Annotated in this window: 13 protein-coding genes; 2 read left to right on the top strand and 11 right to left on the bottom strand. The window is 58.0% G+C overall.

Annotation, left to right across the window (positions count from 1 at the left end):
* Nucleotides 1-22: 22 nt before the first annotated feature.
* Complete coding sequence (locus EKH79_RS14980; protein WP_199754347.1) at nt 23-757, bottom strand: TetR/AcrR family transcriptional regulator; 735 nt, start codon at nt 755-757, stop codon at nt 23-25.
* Between EKH79_RS14980 and EKH79_RS14975 the strand changes: the two genes are divergently transcribed.
* Nucleotides 756-1,730 carry an alpha/beta hydrolase gene (locus EKH79_RS14975; RefSeq protein WP_126674635.1) on the top strand — a complete coding sequence of 325 codons (975 nt, stop codon included), beginning with the start codon at nt 756-758 and terminating at the stop codon, nt 1,728-1,730. The genes EKH79_RS14980 and EKH79_RS14975 overlap by 2 nt on opposite strands.
* Nucleotides 1,731-1,781: 51 nt before the next feature.
* On the opposite strand, the gene EKH79_RS14970 is transcribed toward EKH79_RS14975, so the two are convergent.
* From EKH79_RS14970 to EKH79_RS14945, 6 genes are all read right to left on the bottom strand, one after another.
* Nucleotides 1,782-3,755, bottom strand: a complete 1,974-nt coding sequence (locus EKH79_RS14970; RefSeq protein WP_158621261.1) for a M61 family metallopeptidase — start codon at nt 3,753-3,755, stop codon at nt 1,782-1,784.
* Between the two features lie 122 nt (nt 3,756-3,877).
* Nucleotides 3,878-4,402: a nuclear transport factor 2 family protein gene (locus EKH79_RS14965; protein ID WP_126674633.1), complete on the bottom strand. Its 525-nt coding sequence runs from the start codon at nt 4,400-4,402 to the stop codon at nt 3,878-3,880.
* A gap of 349 nt (nt 4,403-4,751) precedes the next feature.
* Nucleotides 4,752-5,315: a YceI family protein gene (locus tag EKH79_RS14960; protein ID WP_199754346.1), complete on the bottom strand. Its 564-nt coding sequence runs from the start codon at nt 5,313-5,315 to the stop codon at nt 4,752-4,754.
* Between the two features lie 506 nt (nt 5,316-5,821).
* Nucleotides 5,822-6,307 carry a GNAT family N-acetyltransferase gene (locus EKH79_RS14955; RefSeq protein ID WP_233590340.1) on the bottom strand — a complete coding sequence of 162 codons (486 nt, stop codon included), beginning with the start codon at nt 6,305-6,307 and terminating at the stop codon, nt 5,822-5,824.
* Between the two features lie 170 nt (nt 6,308-6,477).
* Nucleotides 6,478-6,930 carry a VOC family protein gene (locus tag EKH79_RS14950; RefSeq protein WP_126674630.1) on the bottom strand — a complete coding sequence of 151 codons (453 nt, stop codon included), beginning with the start codon at nt 6,928-6,930 and terminating at the stop codon, nt 6,478-6,480.
* Nucleotides 6,931-7,145: 215 nt separating this feature from the next.
* Nucleotides 7,146-9,146 carry a hypothetical protein gene (locus EKH79_RS14945; RefSeq protein WP_126674629.1) on the bottom strand — a complete coding sequence of 667 codons (2,001 nt, stop codon included), beginning with the start codon at nt 9,144-9,146 and terminating at the stop codon, nt 7,146-7,148.
* A 504-nt stretch (nt 9,147-9,650) separates the two neighbouring features.
* Here EKH79_RS14945 and EKH79_RS14940 point away from each other — a divergent pair.
* Nucleotides 9,651-10,001 (top strand): YciI family protein, encoded by a 351-nt coding sequence (locus EKH79_RS14940; RefSeq protein ID WP_126674628.1) that lies wholly within the window; start codon nt 9,651-9,653, stop codon nt 9,999-10,001.
* 48 nt (nt 10,002-10,049) lie between these two features.
* Here the strand turns inward: EKH79_RS14940 and EKH79_RS14935 are convergent, their stop codons facing one another.
* The 4 genes from EKH79_RS14935 to EKH79_RS14920 form a co-directional block, all read right to left on the bottom strand.
* Nucleotides 10,050-12,800, bottom strand: a complete 2,751-nt coding sequence (locus tag EKH79_RS14935; protein WP_126674627.1) for an alpha-L-rhamnosidase — start codon at nt 12,798-12,800, stop codon at nt 10,050-10,052.
* Nucleotides 12,801-12,935: 135 nt separating this feature from the next.
* Entirely contained in the window at nt 12,936-14,438 is a 1,503-nt protein-coding gene (locus EKH79_RS14930) for an efflux transporter outer membrane subunit (RefSeq protein WP_199754345.1), read from the bottom strand.
* Nucleotides 14,439-14,449: 11 nt separating this feature from the next.
* Nucleotides 14,450-16,030 carry an MDR family MFS transporter gene (locus tag EKH79_RS14925; protein ID WP_126674625.1) on the bottom strand — a complete coding sequence of 527 codons (1,581 nt, stop codon included), beginning with the start codon at nt 16,028-16,030 and terminating at the stop codon, nt 14,450-14,452.
* The gene (locus EKH79_RS14920) at nt 16,023-17,162 is read right to left on the bottom strand and encodes an HlyD family secretion protein (RefSeq protein WP_126674624.1); all 1,140 of its coding nucleotides are present in this window, start codon (nt 17,160-17,162) and stop codon (nt 16,023-16,025) included. Before EKH79_RS14920 ends, EKH79_RS14925 begins: the two co-directional genes overlap by 8 nt.
* Between the last annotated feature and the right edge of the window lie 78 nt (nt 17,163-17,240).

The raw sequence follows: 17,240 nt of genomic DNA, 5'->3' as shown, positions 1-17,240 counted from the left end.
GCGTGCCCGCCCCCAACTGCGATCAAGGACGCTGCGATCTCACCCCTTGAAATACCTGATCGATTAAATCGTTGCCGTATTTCTCGGTCAGTGGTGTATGGCGAAGCAACAAGCCGTAGTAAATCGGGCCAAATATGGCATCGATCAACAGTTCTGCGTCAACATTCGGCGCAAGCTCGCCTTTCGCTTTGGCGTGCTCGATATCGGCAATCGCCGAAACGCGCCGCATGCTGATATGGTTTTCAAACAACTCGCGCAAAATGGAAGGGTCACTTTGACCTTCGGCGATCAGGTCAGCCATGACTTTGCCGAACAGTCCGTTGAACTCTTTGATGAGATGCAGCGCTTTGACGCGAATCGACGCTTCGACCGTCGCTGTATGCGGGACAATCAAATTGCCGGCCAGACGCTCATGGAACATCGCCATGATGAGTGCCGCCTTGGACGGCCACCACTTATAGAGCGTGGGCTTACCCACTTTGGCCCGTTTCGCTACCGCCTCCATCGTCAGCTGACTCGCGGGCTTTTCTTTCAGCAGTTCGTACACGGCATCCATGATCGCGGCGTGCGAGGCCGCCGCGTCGCTGGGCGGGCGGCCCAGGCGTGCATGGGTGGAAGGTCTAGGGCTCATAGCGGGGCAACTTACTTGAACGTTCCGTAAAAGAAAATGCTGGACAAGCTCCGCAACCTCTTTTATATTACGATACGTAACGTTAATATAAATTGCGATGCAATCACTTGCCGGAGAAAAAACCATGCAAAACGCGCCTGCCAACGCAGCGGTAGCGGAGGACTTCATCCGCACCCATCCACTTTCACCCGAAGACGCCCAGACGACCAAGTTCATGCAGGACATGTCCGCCGGCATGAAGGGCAAATTGCGGGGCATTGAGGCCCGAGGTCCTTTCGACGGCATCATGGAACACGTTATGCCACCGGAAGATGTGATCTTCGAAGCAGGCGCCGTGGGCGGCATTTCAGGACTTTGGGTGCGGCCCAAGCACTTCCGCGCAGACGAAGCGATCCTTCATCTTCATGGCGGGTGGTTCCACTGGGGAACCTCGCAGGCGTTTCGCCATTTGGTCGGGCACATCGCGAAGCAGGCAAATGCTCAGGCCTTCATTCCCGACTACCGCCTGGCTCCGGAACATCCTTTTCCTGCTGCGGTAAATGACGTCGAAGCGAGCTATCGCGGATTGGAAAAGGAAGGTATTCGCAGCGTTGCCGTGACGGGCGACTCGGCGGGCGGAAATCTGGCGCTGGTGCTTTCCTCGCTCGTCGCGACGCAAGCGATTGCCATAGACATGAAGCTCGTTGCGGCATCGGTATTGTCACCCGTCACCGACCTCACCCTTTCCGGCGGGAGCTACGCGACCCGCGCGGATGCCGACCCTTACTTTATTGTGTCCCAAGTGACCGAACTGGTTCGTTCGTATCTGGCAGGCACCGAGCCCAACCATCCGCTGGCCTCGCCGCTGTTCAACCATCAACTCGCCAATCTGCCGCCGCTACGCGTGCATGTGGGCGATGACGAAGTGCTGCTGGATGACTCGCGCCGATATGTCGAACAGGCTGTCGCTGCAGGTGCCGATGCCAAGCTCGATATTTGGATGGGTATGCCGCATGGATTTCCCGGCGCCGTGGGCAAGTTGAACGCTGCGTCGTTGGCCTTGAAATCTATCGGCGGATTCGTTGACGAAAAACTTTCGGCTTCGCGTACCGTGGTCTAACGACGTTCTCCAAAAACTGCGGTGCCTCGGTCGTGAAGGTTTCTGTTCGAGTCACCGCGCTTTTAGCAATAGCGAGAGCCTGTCAGTCGTTCCCGCGATACGTTCGAGATGCGGATACCGCAGCGTTCCTCGATAAGGGATCACTACGTCGCGCGTGTTGCCGTCCATGCTCACGCGCAGACGCAACGGTTTCGTTGCTGACATCTGCACGGCAGCTAACAATGTTTGTGTCGAAAAAGCTTGCCCGTCGACGGCTACGACGTGCGTGCCGGGCGACAAACCGGCCTGGAAAGCTGGACCTTGCCATGTTACCGATGCGACGCGGCCGTCTTTGTCGATTTGCAGGCCAATCGAGTAGTCGAGGTTGTTTGCGCCAGCCTCCTCTTCGTCCTGCCGGAAGGTTTCCGTTGGAACGTTGCTGTACGTCAGTTTCCAGCCCGATCGCGCCAAACCGGCCAGCGCGTCGCTGTCATCGTGACTGCGAAGATGCTGCTGCAAAAAAGCCGCCCAATCGTCCGGTGCGATGATGTTCAACGTGTTGCAGACGTCCGCGAACGTGTATGTCTGCGTGATCTGGCCGCTTCCTTGCGAGTCGAAGAAGCGTCGCGCGAAATCATCGAGGCTGCGGGTATCGTGCGTAAGCTCGCGCAGTCGCGAATCGACATCCAGCCACAACAGGACACCTTCCGGGTAATAGTCTTCGCGTCGCTGCCAGTCGCGCCACGGCACACGGTGTCCGGCCATATAAATGGCGTCATTGGTACTGTCCTGCAGGTTTTTCCAGGTGCGCCCCTCGCGATGAGCGACGACAGCCGCATCCATCGCCAGCTTATCCAGGGTTTGCTGGGTGTCGCGCAAACCCGCACGCGCCGCGAGGACACGCCCCCAAAATTCGGTTTGTCCTTCATACACCCATAGCAACGATCCGCCGACCGGCTGATTGAACGTCGGCGACCATAGATCGGCCTGCTCGTGCGAGCGGCCGTTCCACGCGTGCACGAATTCATGCGCGATCAGGTCGCGATTGTTGAGCTGCTGCGAGGGATCGGCGGCGTAAGCGGCGGGGAGATTGTTCTCGCCTTCCTCCAGATGTTCTGTACCGCCGCCCGGCGAAAGGACATCGCTCAACGTGACGATGGCATCGTAGTGGCGATACGGTGGCGTCCCGAACGTTTTCAGCGTCTGCGCCACAAGCATCTGCATGTGCGCGATTTCGGCCGGCGTCATGGCCAGATCATTGGCATTGTCAGCCAACATATCCAGGGTCACGGGTTTCGTATCGCGATCATCGAGCGAGATGCGGCGCGTGTATCGGCCTGCATACACTGGGGCGTCCACCAATTGTTCGAGCGTGACCGGCTGAAACCGCAACGTTCGATCATCGATCCGCTCGAACGGCAACGCAGTGAACGGCGTCAGCGCTCGGGGAAGCACAAGTGTCGCCGCGACAGGCAAATCTCGCACGTACCATCCAGCCGGATAGAGCAGCACGCGCTGCCAAGGCACTTCGATCATGTCAGGTCGCAGCAGATGTGCACTGGATGCGGCAAGAAATTGAAAGTCCAGCGTGATCGTGCGCGCGCCCTTTGGCACGTCGACGTGAAAGGCATACATATCGACGGGATCGCGCGTCCAATCCGCGCGGACGCCGTCGATGTTCACGATCAAACCTGCAAGATCCGATATGGAAGCCGTCGGAGCATGACTTGCCGTTTCCCATTGCGGATACAACAGCACGCTGTCGCCGGACTGTTGGACAGGAATAGTCTCGTGAATGGAAAAGACCTGATGCGCAGTGTCGACGGCCTCGACGTGCAACCCGATGGTGCCGTTATAAGCACGATCCTGAGGAACAGGGAGCGGCGGAGGCAAAGGCGTGGCGACTGGGCCCACGCCAACTTGCGCAACGGCCGTGCACGTCATGAACACCAGTGCTGTCGCCAGCAAAAGCCTTCGCATACGTAGCACGCGATGGCCGTGGCAAATGGAATCACACATGATGCCGGTGATCGCTTTTGCTTCCATAGTTGTCATCTTTCCCGTCGTATCTCACGCAGGACTGTACGGTCGTGTGAGGCATATTCGCGCGAATTAGCCTCCTTCAGTGCGATGGGCGGTGATCGACGCAGCGAAAAAGCCAAATATCTTCAACCAGGAAGCGGATACACCGTGTAGAACTCGCTGGCAATCTTCCACTGCCCGTTCACCTTCAGCAGCGTCAAGCTTTTCCAGCCATAGCCGCCGCCGTGGTTGTCCGCATCGCGGGTGACAAAGTCGAGCGATACCTGAGCCAACGCACCATCTTGCTCAATGCGCACATGGTAGAACTGTTGCTGATAATGCTTTCCGCTTTCAAAAACGGCTTGCTTGAACCGGGCATAGCGGCTTGTCTGCAAGTGAGCGGGCTCTGCTTTATCCAGATGCAATTCTGCCGTCGACGAGAATGGCACCTGGTCATTCAGGAGAATCGACGAGAAAGCAGCCTCATCGCCATTCGAGAACGACGTCGTATAGATCGACAAAACATGCTCGATCGCCTGTTTTTCAGCGGGATCGTTTTGGTGCATCCCCACGACAGCCGGGATGTCCTGTGCCGAAGCTGCAGAGAAAGCGGACAACAGGCATATGCAAAAAGCATACAGCGCGTATGTGCGAGATTTCGTAAGCCACATGACCGTTTCAGACAAGCAGTAAGAACGCCAAGAGTGAACGCCTCCAGACCGGTCGTACAGTGCTGGAAGACACGCTCAGGTCGACCTTAAACAACAAACTGACTCCGGTTCACTTAGGCATTACCAACCAGCGTAATAGAGCATCTGGCTCACTCATATCTCTGCGAGTGTCAATCAAAACTAGACAATGCTCATTTCCTCGCAACTAAGTGAGCCAGACCCGGTTGTTTGGCAGTGCTGCACGCCCCAAGTGAAATCATGGTGCATGCGCTCACGTTCGGCTGCTCTCGATAGACGGGGGCCGAGCCGCACGTTAAAAGCCGAGCCGCCCCGTCTTCCAGGGCGGACGTCAATGCGACTTGCCGGGGGCAGTTGCCAACGGCGGTCCATTGAACTCGGCTTCGATAGACACATCGATCAAATCACCCACACCCATGGTTGTACCCGGTGCGGGTACGCCATATCCCATGCCGAAATCTGAGCGCTTGATGGTTCCATGCGCGGAAAATCCGACACGCGCGTGGGGATCCATATCGGGCATGCCGGAATACCCTCCGTTGTAAGTGCCGGTCAAAACCATTGGGCGCGTGACACCGTGCAACGCCAGGGTGCCCGAGATTTCAAACGATTGGGCACCCGTCATTCGAATCTTTTCCGAGCGGAAAACGATTTTTGGAAACTTTTTCGTGTCGAGGAACTGAGGCCCCTGCACGATATCGATACACATCTTCGGTGCCGCATCCATTTCCAGCGACGTAGCGTCGATGGTAGCCGTGAGCTTGGACGCAGATATATTGTGGGGATCGAACGTCAACGCCGCATCGAAGCGACTAAATCGCGTGGTGTAAGTGGAGAATCCCATATGACTTACACGAAGCTGCAAGCTCGCATGAGACTTGTCGATCTGATACATGCCTGCCGGTGGTGCAGTCACGGGCGGCATAGCAGTTGGTGCGGGTGAGTCGGCAGCGCGTAGCATTGCGCCATGCATACCGAGCAAGATGGCAACCGCACTGGGAGCAAGCCACCGGGAAGCCGTTCGAATGGAGTTGTTCATAGCAAATGATTCCGTTTAAGTTGAAGGATCCAGGCCGCGGCTAGCCGACTTGGCTAGTCATCTCTCATATTCATAGCCCGCGCACCCCTATCGGTTCCGGATGCCGTACGCCTCAGCCGCGTACTCTTCCATCTAAACAACGAACGATTCATAGCCAAATCGACACGGATCGGCGGCCACTTCGCCCATTTGCGCAGATATCGACGATCGCGTTCGTTTCATGCCGCTTTGAAATAGTAGCCCTGTCGACTGCTTGGGGTTGAAAGCAGGCATTCCCGGCGTGTTTATACCTTCGTGTGACTTCATCAGGATGATCTCAATCTCGGCTCGACGCACTTCAACAGGTCCCTTCGCAGTTGAAATTAAAAGTCGACCTTGAACACCAGGCTGGGTGGGCGACCTGGAATGTCGTCAACGTCGCCAATCCGATGTAACGCCAGTTTTTCGAGCACCCGAATAGAAGCCACGTGGTCCCGCGCAGTCACTGCGAGAACGCTCGCAAACCTCAACTCTTGAGCCAGCTCAAGTGCTGCCGAGCCCAGTTCTGTGGCAAACCCTTTGCCCCACGCGTCGTATGCCAGGCGATAACCCAGATGAAGCCCATCCGGATAACCCGGCAGGCTGCGCCAAAGCAATCCACCGAATCCGATGACATGATTGTCTGTTTCGCGCTCACTGATTGCCCAATATCCGAAACCACGCTCTTGCCAGTGCACTATCCATGCATTGAGGCGATCTTCGGCAACGCTGCGATCGGCCATAGGACCCGAAGCACTGAATTGGCTGGTGCGTGGATCCGCGAAGATGGACCACATCGCATCGATGTCTTCCAAAACCGGCGGACGCAAAACGAGTCGTTCCGTCAACCTATTCGAAATCAGAAACATCGAGGCGTTGTCTTGGTACAAGCTTGTTCCTCGTACGACATGGCAATTCCTCGTGCGCAACCGGTTATGGCTTTCACAGAGTGCCCGCTTCGGGTCCAAAACGGGCGCTTGACTGGTCTATGAGGACACGCCTAGCGTTTCGGCTCCCAAAGCTCGATCTTGTTGCCTTCGGGATCTTGAATCCAGGCGAAGCGGCCATTGGGGTCACTGTCGTCGCGCTTCAAAATGGCGACGCCCTTTGCGCGCAACCGCGCAACTAAAGCATCCATGTCGTCGACGGCGTAGTTGATCATGAACGGACTAGCCGACGGCGCGAAGTAGTTCGTCGAGGCAGGGAATGCGTTCCAGGCCAGCACCGGAGGGTGCTTTGGCGCGTCGTAGCGTAGCGCTGCGCCGCCCCAAGCTTCTATCGGCAGTCCCAATACGTCGCGATACCACGCTGCAAGTGCCTTTGGATCTTTCGCCTTGAAAAACACGCCACCTACGCCCGTGACATGTCCGGCGCCCACGGGAGGCGCGGCTTCAGCCGTATTCGCCATCAAGAGAAATGCTACACACAGCACCAAGATCGACTTCACTGCCATTTGCTCGCTCCTTTGCGATGGACGCGGCCGGTGGTGACAAACCGGCTCTATGCAGCGCGGTGTGATGAACCGGGATATAGAGTATTCGGTATCGATAATCTCGAAAAGACGCTGAAGCAATCCGTTCAAGAGGACTGGTCATGCACTTTCCGCACCCTGATGCAGCGCTAGCGACGCAATACTTTATTGCAGCACGCGGTTATGTAATCGACCCTCTATCTTTTAATTGGATAAAACAGATCTGCGCTAAATAAAGGATGCGCATTCGAGTCAAGACCGGAGTACAGGGTGACGTTCAATAGCCACGCGCCCTTGTCGAACGCAGGTAAATACGTGTCGATCCAATGTTGGCCGGCGCTTGCAAGTGCTTCTGCGATCCCAGCCATCGACGCATTGGGATAAAACACGACCGGAACCCGCGCTCTGTAAGGCGAGCTGTCTGTGAGAGAGGCATCGCTCCCGGTCAGTTCGTATGAATACTCAAGCTTCCATGTCGCCTTTGTATTTGCTACAAGGCCGTTCGTTGGAAATAGCGTCTGGATTGCGTTCTGCAGTGCCTCCTGCAGATTGTCGCCACCTATGTCTTGCGGATGATTTCGCTCGATCCAAGGAGCAACAGCGCTGCTCGCCGTCACGTGCGACGTTTTGAGCAGAAACGCAGGATTCGTGGATTTTTTCGAGCCTGCCGGATGCGATGAGTCGTAGAGAAGATCTTCATTACGCACGACGAACATGCGGGAGCGTGCATTTTGGAACGCTGACACGCTCAGGCCGCCCCAAGTTAGTTGAAGACTTTGTCGAGCGTGCGCAGGAACTGCCATCCCATTCTTCGGCATGTAAACGACGTTAAGACTTGACGGAACGGATTCCTGCGCCAGAAAAGGCACATTGACGCCGTCCGGCAGTAGCACTTCTACATCTGGCCATATATTGCGTGACTCAAACTGCAACTGATCTCGAATCAACGACACACTTTCGACGAATTGACCATCCTCTGAATAGGTGACTCGCACACTCAAAGTTTCGTTGATCTGCGCGATGCTGCCGTCATTCAGAACTCTATCGCTTATGTTTTGAGGTGAACAAATACACCAATTTTCAGCAATCGCCGTCGCGAGATCTACGAAGGTCTTTGTTGCGTTTACATAGCAGGTTGATTGATTTGATTTATCGCCCAACGCAGACCACAACTTATCGGCCACGGCAATGTATTGCGCGAGTGCGCTGAATAGGTCTGTACCTGCTGACGCGGTTCCGTGCTGGAGCGGTTGGTTTAGCAGGTTGAACTCCGTCGTAATTTCGAGGGTGTCCTGGGAAGCAAGCTCATGCACAAGGGCAAGCTTGTAGCTCCATAGAGGAAGCTGTTCCAAACCATTTGGCGGGTCGAATGTGGGCGATGCTATTTGTTCGCGAAAGACAGGTAGCGATGGATGAGTGCGTAGAGGCACAGGCACTCGCCATGTGCCCGGCGGCGAGGCGCCAGAATGCAAGTTTGAAAACGCATGGCCGGACGACACAGCGTGCGCGCAAGTGGCAGACTCAGCGCCCGAAGTACGGGAATCCTCGCTGTCTGAATTCGCGTTGCGGTACTCCGAATCGGTGGGCGTTGCGAAGAAGTGCACCAAGGCCCGGCCGGAGTCGAAACTAATTTTTGTCGCCGCAAAAGTGGCGGCCGTAGCGGTATTGGAAAAGTTGACCTGACTGTACGACGAAGACGGAACATCGCTCGCATCGGAACAGGACGGCGTGTCGTACTGGACTATGACCGAAATGTCATAGGCGGTACTCAAACTGATATGAAGCAGGCGCGCGAGCGCATCGCGTGCAGCCTGCAAAGCTTTCTGGCAGTCAGGGTCAGGATCGGTGCCACTTATTGAATAGTCAAAGACACCCTGCAATTGGTTGGTGATGCCCGATATGACGGTGCGCCTGCCGTCGAGGGCCTTGGCAAATGTTTCATCGAACTTCCGTTGACCATCCACATCGGCCGGTGCTGAAACAACGAAGAACCGATCCAGATCACCGAGAAATCGCCGGGCCCATAATTCGATATCAATATTCGTAAAGACGGTGGCTACGCCGCCATCACGGAGCGTGCCGTCGTCGTTCAAGAATTTGATGTCGACTTGGCGCGCAACGAGATGATCGTATAGCGGAGCCAGTGCAAAGAATCGCGGTGTGGTCGCCTGACCGGCGAATGGGTTGTCAGGCTTCATGCGTTCCCCCGCGATATCGATCCAGCGATACGTTTGAACATGCAATTCCCCTGATGGAATGATTGAGAATCAAACAGCGGTATACAGCCTGACGTTGGAATGGTTCGCTAAAGGTCGCTATCGTCGTCCCACTAGTGGCCAGAAGCGGGTGGTTTACTTCCGAAACTGCCATCCAATTCAATTAAGGGTACTTGATCACGCAGGGATAGAACGTCCCGTATTTGGCGCGTAAAACAAGATTGTAGGAGGAGGGACTGACAAGCCACTCAACGTTGCATGGGTGCCACCCAGCTTGAGCCCATCCTTCTCAATCCCCCAAAACGGCTAAAAGTGCCTGTTGATCCGCTGCAAACGCCCTCTTCTTCCCATGCCCCTTCCAGGAATTGTCTAATGCGTGCCAATGCATAAACTTTTCCGCCGGCTTGTCGACTTCGATTCCGGCCGCTCGTCGTAATAATGAAGGCCCTCCGTCGGCCCACTTGAAAGTGATCTAAGGGAGCAGACATGCCGCAATACCTGGTTGCCATTCATCACCCCGAAAACTATGACCCGTCCCTCGAGGGCGAAGCGATGGGCCGCGACATCGATGCGCTCAACGAAGAGATGCAGGCCGCGGGCGCAAGGTTCTTCGCCGGCGGCTTGGAGTCGGCCGAGAAAGCGAAGTCGCTGCGTAAACAGTCTGGCGGCCAGGTGGTCGTTACCGACGGGCCGTATGTTGAGGCCAAGGAGCACATCGGCGGCTTCTGGATACTGGATGCCGCTGATATGAATGAGGCACTAGCGTGGGGACGCAAGGCGGTCATCGCCTGCCGTGCACCGGTCGAGGTACGCGCGTTTCTTGCAATGCCTGACTAACGAGATGGAGCGGCTCTGACACCACCCGCCGATACTCGGCGGGGGACTCTATTTCGCGACGGGTCGCGCGCTGGACGCATTAGTACTCATCGACACAAAGCTAAAGCGCCCGGACTCCAGCTCAAAGCATGTGTCTGCATCGCATGCGTGCAATCCGTGAATCCATCTCGACGCCGATAACGGGCGCCCGGATTCCGTCACTGTCTGCGGCGTCGCCATGGGTATGCGCACTTCGGCGGTGCTGCCGATGGGAACAACTACGTCGAGTTGTAGCTTCCCTAACTTGTGAGACCAGGCCACCGCAGCACGGCCAAACGGCGTCAGCGTGTCTGCTTCAACGTGATCCAGCCACTTGGTCAGTGCAGGATGTATCTCAATACGCTGCCAACCCGGCGCTAGCGGCCGCAAACCCGCGACATCTCCGAATAGCCAATCGTCGACAGTGCCGAGGAAGTAATGCCCGCGTGAGCGCGCGTCGAGTTTCCAGTGTTCCCACAAGCTGGTGGCGTCGTTTTCATGCCAATAGCCCCAACTAGGAAAGGTCGTCTGCGCCGCAACGAGCCATGCAAGATCAGCGTGACCGGTAGCCGTAAGCGTCGGCAGCAGCAGCTTGGTGCCGAGTGCGCCGGTATCCAGATGATCGTCATACGCATGCACGGCTTGCACCAGGGCGTCGGCGACTCGCGCACGTTGCGCGGTGGGTACCAGATCGAAACCCAGCGCGAGCAACTGGTGGGTTTGCCGTACACCGTCATCGCCTTGTCCGCGATATAAACCTCGTGTCGAATCGAAGAATTGTTGATTGAAGGCTGTACGCACGCGTGCCGCCATCGCATCGAAGTGCTTTGACTCGTTGTCGTTGCCAAGCACATGCTCGATCTGCGCCATAACGTCGGCCATGCGGTAGAGGTAGGCCGTTGCGGCGATGCGTTTGTCCTCCGGTGCGTTGCCGCCATCGGCTGGGGTGTTCGGGCTGACCCAATCGCCCAGCTCCGTGTTTGCGATGCCTCCGGGGGAACGCGCATATTCAAGGTCGACGTAACGCGCCATGCCAGCGACGTGTTCGACCAAGACGCGACGATCACCGCGCTGCCAGTACAACGACCACGGAACCAACACATACGCTGCGTGCCACGGTGGCGCGCGCACATCGCCCCAACCCGGATTGGGTGCGATCAGCAGCGGCGCGCCGTCGGCGTTACGCGCATCGTCGATGTCCTGCACCCATTTGGAGAGCAGCGTGCCGGCATCCACGTTGCGCAGCATCATGTCCGCACCGAGCATGCCGTCGCCGGTCCAGCCGTTCTTCTCGTACATCGGCGTGTCGGTGGGTATGCCGTAGAGATTGTTGAGCACGGTGTCGACGGCAGTGGTGTGAATCCAATCGAGCAACGGATTGCTGCTGCTGAAGTGACCGGTCACCGGAACATCCGAGTGCACGACCTGAGCAGTCACCGCATCAGGCGACGGGGCAGCACCAGGCCAAGCATCCACTTGTACGTAGCGAAATCCTTTCCAGGAAAAATGCGAATGCCAGTGCTCGATGCCTTTGTCGGCGAGCGTGATGCGGTCTGTCTGCAGGCCGTGCGCGAAGTAATGATGACCGTCGCGGTCGTCGACGCTGCCATCGGGCAAAAGCTTTTCGCCGTAGTGCAAAACGATCGTGTTGCCGGCATGTGCCTGCACGGCTAATGTTGCCCACCCCGCGATGACACGCGGAAACGCGAACACGTAGCTGCCATCGTGCAGTTTGGTTACTGAAGTCGCCTGCAAAGTTTGCGCCACGCGCACCGGAGGTTCGCGTTGCGCTTGCAACACGCCTTTAGGCGCGGGTAGCACAGCTGCCGCACACCAGTCGCGATCGTCAAAGGTCGCGGTGTCGAAACCCGCTTGTGCGCGACGCGCGTCGTAGTTCTCGCCGCCGTACACGTCATCCAGCAAGGTTGGCCCGTCATGAATGCGCCACGTTGCATCGGTACCTTCGAATTCGCAATGACCGCCTGCGTAGCACAACTTCAAAAGCAGGCGCACGCGTGGTTCGCCGTGCCATGGCGCCTTTTCCCAATGCCACACATCGGGATTGGTGAGCCCGTAATAGCCGCGCCCGAGCTCGATGCCGATGGCATTGGCTGATCCGGGCCGCAACAAAGCGGTGACGTCGTGGGCGAGGTAAAGAACACGTTTGTCGTAGTCGGTGAAATCGGGCGAAAGCACCGCATCGCTTGCGGGTTGCGCATTGATCGACACGTCGGCATAGCCGCCCGCAGCGACATACAACCTCGCGGATTCCAGGCCACGCTTCACGATGAAGACATGCCGCAACAATGGCGCGGCCAACGTACCGCCCGGAGCTTTGCCAATCCACTGCGCTTGCGACCATTGCTGCAACGACGGCCCCGTTTCGAACCATGACGTAGCGTTCGCGTCACCGGCGGAAGTATGCGCGATCACTTTCCAGTAATACCGGCTCGATGGCGCCAGCGGCGGTCCCGCGTAAGGAATATCGAACGAGGCATCGCCGGCAATGCGGCCGCTATCCCATATGTCGGGGCGATCCGCCGCTAACGCGGCCAGACTGCGCGCGACTTCGATTCGATAACCCTGGGGCGTTGTTCCGCGTGGCGCATTGACCACCATCCACGCGAAGAACGGCGATGGGGTGTCGATCGACAACGGCTGCGTCTGGCGGTCAGTCGTGAGCGATTGAAGCTGCAGGTCGCTATTCGCGTGAGCGAAAGACACACACATCAACAACGCCGCCAGCGCGAATACGCCGCGGCGTCGCAGAGAGGTGATCATCGATACCGGCTCGTTGTGCTCATCGGAATGATTGTAGCCGCTGAAGGATTGTGGAAGGCCAGCCTTGGCATGCCCACCCACTTCGAGCCCAAAGCGGGCGCTATATTTGCAATGAGCGCTTGCCGGGCCGAACGCTCATCGTTGCGCGGGGACCCAACCGAGTCCCAGACTCTTCTGCAACGATACAAAGTCCTTTAGCAAATCCGCCTGACCTTCGACCCGATTCTGTTGCGCGCTGAACTGCTGGCGCTCGGTATCCAGCAGGTCGATCAACGAGGATGCACCCGCATCGTAACGTTGATGCATCAGCGTCGCGGAACGATCGGCCGATGCTTCGATCTGCTGAAGGCGCGCCACGGTGTCGCGCTGATGTCCGTAACGGGATAGCGCGTTGTTGGCATCTTGCAAGGCGGCGAGCACAGTCTGCGTGTAACGCGCCGTCGCTTCGTCACGACCGGCTTCCGCCTGACGGATGGCGCCTCGCGTGCGGCCGAAATCAAGCACATCCCATTGCAGATAAGGCACGCCCAGCCAGGTGAGCGAGCTTTTCCGCGTGAGATGTCCTGGATCGGAGGCGTTTGAGCCGATGAAGCCAAGCATCGTCACCTTGGGAAACAGATCGGCCGTGTGTTCGCCAATCTGCGCATTGCTCGATGCAAGCCGGCGTTCCGCGGCGCGGATATCCGGGCGCTGCTGAAGCATCGTCGCGGGATCATCGATTGCCACGGTCTCGGGCAGTGTCGGTAGCGATCCCGGTGCCGACAATTCGTTGTCCAACGCACCTGGCGCCTGCCCCGTGAGCAAGGCAAGCTGATCCAGCGATTCGGTGATTTGCTCGTCGAGCGGAATCAATGTCGCCCGCGTGTTTTCAACTTGCGTGGTCTGACGTTCGACATCCGCATCGGTACCGACGCCACGCGCACGGCGTTGCCTGATCAGCGCGAGCGTCTGCTGCTCCAGTTCAGCGGACCGATTGGCCAAGGCGAGACGCTGTTGCTGATCGCGCAAACCGATGTATGCCTGTGCCACTTCGGCGGCCAGCGACACCTGCGTGTCGGCGAGGTCGGCATCGACCGCCTCGGCTTGGGCGGAAGCAGATTCGACTGCGCGGCGCGTGCCGCCAAACAAATCGATTTCCCAGGACGCATCGAAGCCCGCGGAATACAGTTGCAACGGACCTTGGCCGTGCGACGTGTTTGCGGTTTGTCCTGTCGAGGCCGTGTTGCTGTTCGATTGCTGCAATGACTGCAGACCGGATAAATCCGGCTCACGCATACGCAGCGCCGCTGCATCGGCCGAAACGGTCGGCAGTTCCTGGGCACGCTGCTGCTGCAACTGCGCGCGCGATTCCCGCAGGCGTGCCTGCGCCGCTTGCAGATCCTGATTGTGTGCCAGCGCGGCATCGATCAACGCATCCAGCTTGGCGTCGTCCAGCGTCGTCCACCATTTGCTTGGCGCATGTGCCTGCGTCACACCACCGACCGGCGCACGCACGAAGGTATGCGCATGCACGGCGTCGTTCGCTACCTGTGGTGCACCGTGGTAATCAGGGCCGACCGTGCAACCAGAAAGCGTAGTGGCCGCGGTCACCAATGCGATCAGTGCCACGCGCGAGGAGGACGAATGAGTCCTAGACATAACAAACATCCTTAATGCCCTCCAGACGCCGGCGCGTGATAAGTCGGCGTCTTCAGCAGCAACGCAAGCGGTATGCACAGCGCCAATGCAATGGCGAGCACGTAAAAGGTTTCCGAAAAGGTGATCACCATGGCCTGCTGCTGGATCTGCGCGGCGATTTGACCTAGTGCACGCATTTTCGAATACGCCATGTCGCCGGTACGCGCGAACCAATTGGCTGCGTAAGCCGCGATGCGCTCCTGTCCCAGCAGCGAATTGGCGGTCAATGACTCGCGTATCGCAGCAACATGAAACGTGTTGCGCCGATCGATCACCGTACCGATGATGGCCAAACCGATCGAACCGCCGAGATTGCGCGCCATGTTGTAGACACCCGCCGCGTCGCCTGCTTCTTCTCGCGATACGGCAGCCATCGAAGCTTGATTCAACGGCATGAATACCAGCATCTGACCCGAACCGCGAATCAGCTGCGACCACACGAAATCGTGGCCGACGCTTTGCGCTGTCAGATGAATATCCAACAGGCAACTCACGACGAAACACAGCAGGCCGATGATGCACAATATGCGGAAATCGACTCTGCCCAATAGTCTCGGCAACAAGGGCATGACCAAAAAGGCCGGCAATCCGGACATCAACATGATCCAGCCGGACTGTTCGGCGTTGTATCCCGCGATCAAGCCGAGAAATTGCGGAATCAAATAGATCACCGAATAGAACACGCCACCAACAATCGTCACGATGGTGATGACGCTGGCGTAGCGTGGATTGCGCAGCAGGCTCAAGCGCATCACCGGCTTCTTCGCGGTGAATTGCGAGATCGCGATCAACACCATGCCAGCGAACGACAGCACGCTGAGCCACACGATCATGTTGGATTCGAACCAGCGTTCGCGTTGACCTTCTTCCAGCACGACGGTCAACGAGCTGAGACCGGCAGAGAGTCCGACGATGCCCACCCAATCGGCTTGCCGCACCGCATCCCAATGCGGGCGATCCGACGGAAGGCCGATCAGCAACAACGCAATCAGTCCCAGGCACACCGGCAGGTTGATGAAGAAACACCAGCTCCAGCTGATATTTTCCGTAAGCCAGCCGCCCAACACGGGACCGAGCAGCGGACCCAGCAGCACGATCAAGCCGAAGATCGTCATGCCCACCGGCAACTGCGACATCGGCAGACGACTGCGAATGATGGTCTGACCGGTGGGAATCATCGCGCCGCCCGTCAGGCCCTGACCGATGCGGCCGATGATCATCGCCGTCAACGTGTGCGACAGGCCGCACATCATCGAAAAAAGAATGAAAAGTATCGAGGCGCTAAGCAAAAAATTTCGCAAGCCGAATACGCGCGTCAACCACGCGGCAAGCGGAATGATCACGATCTCCGACATCAGATAGCCGGTCGAAATCCACGTACCCTCGGTGCCCGTGGCGCCGATTTCTCCCTGGATCTGCGGCAAAGCGGAATTGGTGATCGAGATGTCCAGCGTGGCCATCAATGCGCCAAGCGAACCTGCCGCCACGGCGATCCAATCCGCCGCGCTGGCACGTTCAGGATGGTGGGCCGATGCAGCGGCCGCCTCAGCCATGATGATTGTCCGCCGTCTCGGGCTGTGCGTTATCGGTCGATGAGCGCGTGTCCACGTCCACGGTTACCGACAATCCGGGCACCAGCAATTTGCGTGTTTGATCATTCGTATCGAGACGAATGCGCACGGGGACGCGCTGCACGATCTTGGTGAAGTTGCCGGTTGCATTCTCCGGCGGCAACAGTGCGAATTCCGAACCGGTGCCCGGCGCAAAGCTGTCGACGACACCGTGGATATCCGCATCCGGCAACGCATCGACATGGATAGTCGCGTGCTGGCCCGCGCGCATCCGGCCGATCTGCGTTTCCTTGAAGTTGGCGGTGAGATAGACGTTCTGCACGGGCACGATCGTCATCAAACGCGTGCCCGGTTGCGCGTATTGTCCGACGCGCACCGTGCGATCGCCCACCCTGCCCGCCAACGTGCTGCGTACCAGCGTGTCCTGCATGTCGAGCTGTGATTGCCGCGCGGATGCCTGCGCTGCTTCCAACTGCGCGCGCGCCTGGGCGATCTGCGCGGTCAGGTCGGTGATTCTCGCCTGTGCCTGATCGACCGCAGCGGTATCGGCAGCAAGCGTTGCGCGAGCCTGATCGCGGTTGCTGGTCAGTACCGACAACTGATCGCCGCTCTCGGCGCCGGTGGTCGCCAACGGCGCGTAACGGCGCACTTCGTCTTCCGCGTGGCGGCTGGCGACTTGCGCAACCAGCAATTGCGCCTTGGCCTGTTCGATGGCGGCACGCTGTTGCTGGATACCGGCTTGGGCTCGCTGAATATCTGCCTCGCGCGCATCGACAGTCGCCTGCGCCTGGTCCAGTGCAGCCTGGTATTGCCGGCTATCGAGCCGCACGAGCGGGTCGCCCGGCTTCACGGTCACGTTGTCGCCCACGTAGACATCCGTGATGTAGCCGCTGACTTTGGGCGCCACGGTGACGCTGTCCGCCTGTAGATACGCGTCGTCCGTGCTCTGCATGAAACGGCCGACGAGCCACCAGTAGGCCAATGCCAGCACGCCCGCGATCAGCACCACGATGCCGATCGGCAGAAGAAAGCGGCGCACGTTCGACCGCCGCGCCGGTGGCGCAGCATTGTCCTTCGTTGCATCGCCTGAGGTGGTTCCAGTGGGTGCGGGCATGCCTGATCGTCCAAAATTATACCAAGTGGAATATTTATTCCGATTGGAATATATTTGTCAAATGATATCTTTGTCGAG

The sequence above is a fragment of the Dyella dinghuensis genome (assembly GCF_003977615.1).
In the GTDB taxonomy this organism is placed as follows: Bacteria; Pseudomonadota; Gammaproteobacteria; order Xanthomonadales; family Rhodanobacteraceae; genus Dyella_B; species Dyella_B dinghuensis.
Note: the sequence above shows the minus strand (reverse complement) of the source record. Positions and strands in the feature narration are given on the sequence as shown.

Coding starts and splice junctions, on each gene's coding strand:
- EKH79_RS14975 (WP_126674635.1), top strand. CDS start 756: ATGCAAAACGCGCCTGCCAACGCAGCGGTAGCGGAGGACTTCATCCGC.
- EKH79_RS14980 (WP_199754347.1), bottom strand. CDS start 757: ATGGTTTTTTCTCCGGCAAGTGATTGCATCGCAATTTATATTAACGTT.
- EKH79_RS14970 (WP_158621261.1), bottom strand. CDS start 3,755: ATGGAAGCAAAAGCGATCACCGGCATCATGTGTGATTCCATTTGCCAC.
- EKH79_RS14965 (WP_126674633.1), bottom strand. CDS start 4,402: ATGTGGCTTACGAAATCTCGCACATACGCGCTGTATGCTTTTTGCATA.
- EKH79_RS14960 (WP_199754346.1), bottom strand. CDS start 5,315: ATGTATCAGATCGACAAGTCTCATGCGAGCTTGCAGCTTCGTGTAAGT.
- EKH79_RS14950 (WP_126674630.1), bottom strand. CDS start 6,930: ATGGCAGTGAAGTCGATCTTGGTGCTGTGTGTAGCATTTCTCTTGATG.
- EKH79_RS14945 (WP_126674629.1), bottom strand. CDS start 9,146: ATGAAGCCTGACAACCCATTCGCCGGTCAGGCGACCACACCGCGATTC.
- EKH79_RS14940 (WP_126674628.1), top strand. CDS start 9,651: ATGCCGCAATACCTGGTTGCCATTCATCACCCCGAAAACTATGACCCG.
- EKH79_RS14935 (WP_126674627.1), bottom strand. CDS start 12,800: ATGATCACCTCTCTGCGACGCCGCGGCGTATTCGCGCTGGCGGCGTTG.
- EKH79_RS14930 (WP_199754345.1), bottom strand. CDS start 14,438: ATGTCTAGGACTCATTCGTCCTCCTCGCGCGTGGCACTGATCGCATTG.
- EKH79_RS14925 (WP_126674625.1), bottom strand. CDS start 16,030: ATGGCTGAGGCGGCCGCTGCATCGGCCCACCATCCTGAACGTGCCAGC.
- EKH79_RS14920 (WP_126674624.1), bottom strand. CDS start 17,162: ATGCCCGCACCCACTGGAACCACCTCAGGCGATGCAACGAAGGACAAT.